This is a genomic window from Pseudomonas sp. LSJ-87 (genome assembly GCF_032971465.1).
Taxonomy (GTDB): Bacteria; Pseudomonadota; Gammaproteobacteria; order Pseudomonadales; family Pseudomonadaceae; genus Aquipseudomonas; species Aquipseudomonas putida_Z.
Window position 1 is genome coordinate 1 of sequence record NZ_JAWJYQ010000050.1, and the last position, 3722, is coordinate 3722.

Annotated in this window: 6 protein-coding genes; 3 read left to right on the plus strand and 3 right to left on the minus strand. The window is 63.0% G+C overall.

What is annotated here, in order from left to right:
* Nucleotides 1-30 precede the first annotated feature (30 nt).
* Entirely contained in the window at nt 31-852 is an 822-nt protein-coding gene (locus RYH74_RS23320) for a shikimate 5-dehydrogenase (RefSeq protein ID WP_317410259.1), read from the minus strand.
* A 162-nt stretch (nt 853-1014) separates the two neighbouring features.
* Here RYH74_RS23320 and RYH74_RS23325 point away from each other — a divergent pair, with 162 nt between their 5' ends.
* Complete coding sequence (locus tag RYH74_RS23325; RefSeq protein WP_025338687.1) at nt 1015-1359, plus strand: hypothetical protein; 345 nt, start codon at nt 1015-1017, stop codon at nt 1357-1359.
* Nucleotides 1360-1453: 94 nt separating this feature from the next.
* Nucleotides 1454-1636: a hypothetical protein gene (locus tag RYH74_RS23330; protein WP_286919445.1), complete on the plus strand. Its 183-nt coding sequence runs from the start codon at nt 1454-1456 to the stop codon at nt 1634-1636.
* Between the two features lie 73 nt (nt 1637-1709).
* Here RYH74_RS23330 and RYH74_RS23335 read toward each other — a convergent pair whose 3' ends face one another.
* Both RYH74_RS23335 and RYH74_RS23340 read right to left on the minus strand, forming a co-directional pair.
* Nucleotides 1710-2195, minus strand: coding sequence for a glycoside hydrolase family protein (locus RYH74_RS23335; RefSeq protein ID WP_238066514.1), 486 nt, complete (start codon nt 2193-2195; stop codon nt 1710-1712).
* Nucleotides 2196-2260: 65 nt separating this feature from the next.
* On the minus strand, nt 2261-2626 hold the full coding sequence (locus RYH74_RS23340) for a chemotaxis protein (protein WP_075044881.1): 366 nt from the start codon (nt 2624-2626) through the stop codon (nt 2261-2263).
* A 162-nt stretch (nt 2627-2788) separates the two neighbouring features.
* Between RYH74_RS23340 and RYH74_RS23345 the strand changes: the two genes are divergently transcribed.
* The gene (locus RYH74_RS23345; protein ID WP_317410261.1) at nt 2789-3613 is read left to right on the plus strand and encodes a S24 family peptidase; all 825 of its coding nucleotides are present in this window, start codon (nt 2789-2791) and stop codon (nt 3611-3613) included.
* Nucleotides 3614-3722 lie beyond the last annotated feature (109 nt).

Sequence of the window (3722 nt, forward strand, 5' to 3'; positions counted from 1 at the left end):
AAGCCCGCGAAAGGGCCGGCACAGGAGTATTCAGATATCCCGGGCGTACGCCACCGCCGCCTCCACCTGCGCCAAGGTGGGTCGCACCCCGGTATAAAGCACGAACTGCTCCAGCGCCTGCAGCGCAATCACCTCCAGCCCGGTGATAACCGGCTTATCCAACGCCCGCGCCCGTCGGATCAACGGTGTGCTCTCCGGCATCGCCACCACATCGAACACCCGCGCCGCCGCGGCGATGGCGTTCTCGGAAAACGCCAGCTGCTCGGCCTCGGGCCCGCCCGCCATGCCGATCGGCGTCACGTTCACCAGCATGGGTGGGCACAGGTCGCCCAGCTCCGCCACCCAGCGATAACCGCACACATCCGCCAGCTGCCGCCCGGCCTGCTCGTTGCGCGCCACGATGATGCCTTCGGCGAACCCGGCATCGCGCAAGGCACTGGCTACCGCCTTGGCCATGCCGCCACTGCCGCGCAAGGCAAACGCCGTGGTCGGGTCGACCTGGTGTTGCTCCAGCAACTGGCGCACGGCCAGGTAATCGGTGTTGTAGGCCTTCAGGTGACCATTGCTATTGACCAGGGTATTGACCGACTCGATGGCCGCCGCCGATGGGTCGATCTCGTCGACCAGGGCCATGCAGGCCTCCTTGTACGGCATCGATACCCCGCAACCGCGGATACCCAAGGCACGGATGCCCGTCACCGCCGCCGGCAGGTCATCGGTGCGCATGGCCTTGTAGTAGAAGTCCAGGCCCAGCTGCTGGTACAGGTGGTTGTGGAACCGTACCCCGAAGGTGCCGGGGCGGCCCGCCAGGGAGATGCACAGCACGGTGTCTCTGCTGGGAGTTGTCGACATAACCTGCTCCTTTGTCATAACTGAAACGTTTGTTCAGCGTAACAGACGTAACCGCTGGTCGTCGCTTACACAACCTTTACCGTTCCCCCGTGCTCAGCTGACGAAAAGTGGAGTCATAGTAATAGGACCCCACACCTGGGGTGTCCTTGCGAGGGTTTCTTCATGAACCGTCACATTCCCGGAATCGCCCTGCTGGTCGGTGCCCTGGCCATCAGCGCGCCCGCTGTCGCCCATGGCGGCCATGGCCATGGCGGTTGGTATGGCCCCGGCCCGCTGCTGGGTGCGGCCGTGGTTGGCGCCGTGGTCGGGGCGACGGTTTATGGCGGGCGTGACCGTACCGTGTACGTCGAGCGCCAACCGGTCTACTACGGGCCGCCACCGGTCTACGTGCAACCACCGCCACCGCCGGTGTACTACCAGCCGTACTACGTGCCAGCACCACCGCCCCCGGGCTATCGCACCTACTACGGTCCGCCACCGGTGTATTACGGCCCGCCGCGGTGGTAAATGTTGATAGAACCAATGACCACTATCGAGGAAGTTAATTTCAAACCGCCCCGGCTGCTGCGTAAGGTAGGGCCATGTTTTACAGGAGGTCCACATGGCCACTATCCAGATCATGTCCGTCGTCGGCAGTGCCGTCCCCGCTTCGCTGCGTCAGCAGGGCCTGCTGGCATGCTGGTACCTGGTGCGCAACGGCGAAGCCGTAAGCGGCCCGATGCCGACCCGCGCCTCGGCTCAGGCCCTGGTCGAACAGTTGCAACCAGGCACCTTGGTCGCCTGACCCGTATTTGTTGTGCGTTGCTCCCTACGCCCTTCTGGCCCGCCTACCTGGCGGGTCTTTTTTTGCCTGGGCGTTACGCCTGCACCTCCCCGCTGCAGGCTATGAACATTGCCAACAACGCGGCCAGCTGGTGCTCGCGCTGACCGTAGCCCGCGCCAGGCAGGCTGGCCCAGATCGGCGCGGCCTTGGCGATCGCCTGGGCAATGCGGCCGGCCTTGATCAGTGCCAGTGCGCCGCACTCGCTCAGCAACTTGATTGCCGCCAGGTCCTGGGCCTCAGGGGTAAAGCGGCCATTGAAGCCATAAGTGCTCACGATGGCATCCCAGGTACCGGCCAGAATCTGGTACCGCCCCGCAGCGGAGCTGTGGATGCCGTAGCTGGGCAACCACACCTTCTGCCTCGGGTGCCCGCTGTAGTCATTGAACAGTTGGCCGCCGACCAGGACGTTGTAGCCATCGTCACTGGCAGCGATGGTCGAGGTACCCTCGGACCAGGCCAGCATGTCCAGGAATGCGAGCACGTTCGCGCCGCCGGCAGCGGCAGAATCCAATCGAGCCATGTTGTCTCCATACAGAAAAAGGCCCATACGCATGGGCATAAACAGAATTTGTCTTGCGGGCCGCCTCACTCACCCTGCTTCCCGCGCAGGCGGGCGATCCCCTCGCCCTGGACGGTGACCTGCCGGGGAGGATGGCCGCCCCGACTGGTCAGCGCTTCGATCTTGCCTTCCAGGCGCCCTACGGTGATCACCAGTTCATTGCGTTCCTTTGCAAACTGATCGGCCCTGGCCTGCGCTTCTCTTCGGGCGTCACGCTCGATATCGAGCAGCTCGTTCAGGCGCCGGACCACGCCAATATCAGCGTTGTCCATGGCACGGTCAGCCGCATCCCTGGACAGCCACTTGCGCAGCCAGAGGAATGCACCCAGCAACACGGTGCCTGTTCCGCCCAGCCAGGTGATGGTGCCTGGGCCGAGGTCAGTCGGGTCCATGAAAACCTCATAACGGATGGTGATGTCGTAAGCCTGGAGAACAGCTTCTCGGTGGCTTTCCTTGCTTGCGCATTTAATTTAGCCTACAGCTAATAACATGACAAGAGAAATTTAGCCTTGAGCATATTTGGCAGCGAGCTAAACACTGGCATGCTTCGCCCCATGGACATCTACGAAATTCGCAAGCACAACCTGGTCAAGCTGATCGGCAGCCAGAGGAAGGGATCCTGCGCAGAGCGCTGGGGGATGGCGCCTGCGCACCTGAGCCAGATCCTTTCGGACAAGACAGCGAAGAACCTGGGCGATGACGTGGCCCGCCGAATCGAGGGCATCGAAGGCTTGCCACGGGGGTGGTTCGACGCGATGGCAGCGGGCGACCAGCCGCAGTCGCCGGCCGAGGCTGTCGACAGCAAGCTTTCCGCGGCCGATCTGGTCAAGCAGATGCTTGCCAGAAGCGGCAGGGGCATCCCCGAAGAAACCCGGCAAAGGCTGCTGGCCGCCGCCGAGGAGCCGGCAGACTCGACGCTGGTGGCGGCTGAACTTGTTCGGCCAGGCCTGGTGGGCGACGAAGTATGGATTGCCCACTACGACGTCCGTGCGGCCATGGGCGGCGGGCAGATCCCCCACGACTACCCCGAGATGTTCAAGGATGTTCGCGTCAGCCCAAGCCACCTGCGCGAGCTGGGCGTGGAGTTCAGCGAGCACCACCACCTGAAGATGGTGACCGGCTGGGGCCAGTCGATGGAACCGACCATCAAGCACCGCGACCCGCTGATCGTGGACGTCAGCATCCGCGAGTTCGTCGGTGATGGAATCTACTTCTTCTCCTGGGGCGACCACATCTACATCAAGCGATTGCAGATTGCCGACGAAGACCATTTCGAGATGATTTCCGACAACTCGCGGCACAAGGACCGCATGATTCGCCGGGAAGAGACCTACATCCAGGCCAGGGTGCTGCTGGTGTGGAATGCACACCTTGTGTAAAGCGAAGGCCACCACCCCAGCGTAATGCTGTCCATTCGCGCAACTGGGGCCGCCTTGCGGCCCTTCGCGGGCAAGCCCGCTTGTGTCTTGATGAGGGATTAAAATCTGG

Coding starts and splice junctions, on each gene's coding strand:
- RYH74_RS23320 (WP_317410259.1), bottom strand. CDS start 852: ATGTCGACAACTCCCAGCAGAGACACCGTGCTGTGCATCTCCCTGGCG.
- RYH74_RS23325 (WP_025338687.1), top strand. CDS start 1,015: ATGAACCGTCACATTCCCGGAATCGCCCTGCTGGTCGGTGCCCTGGCC.
- RYH74_RS23330 (WP_286919445.1), top strand. CDS start 1,454: ATGGCCACTATCCAGATCATGTCCGTCGTCGGCAGTGCCGTCCCCGCT.
- RYH74_RS23335 (WP_238066514.1), bottom strand. CDS start 2,195: ATGGCTCGATTGGATTCTGCCGCTGCCGGCGGCGCGAACGTGCTCGCA.
- RYH74_RS23340 (WP_075044881.1), bottom strand. CDS start 2,626: ATGGACCCGACTGACCTCGGCCCAGGCACCATCACCTGGCTGGGCGGA.
- RYH74_RS23345 (WP_317410261.1), top strand. CDS start 2,789: ATGGACATCTACGAAATTCGCAAGCACAACCTGGTCAAGCTGATCGGC.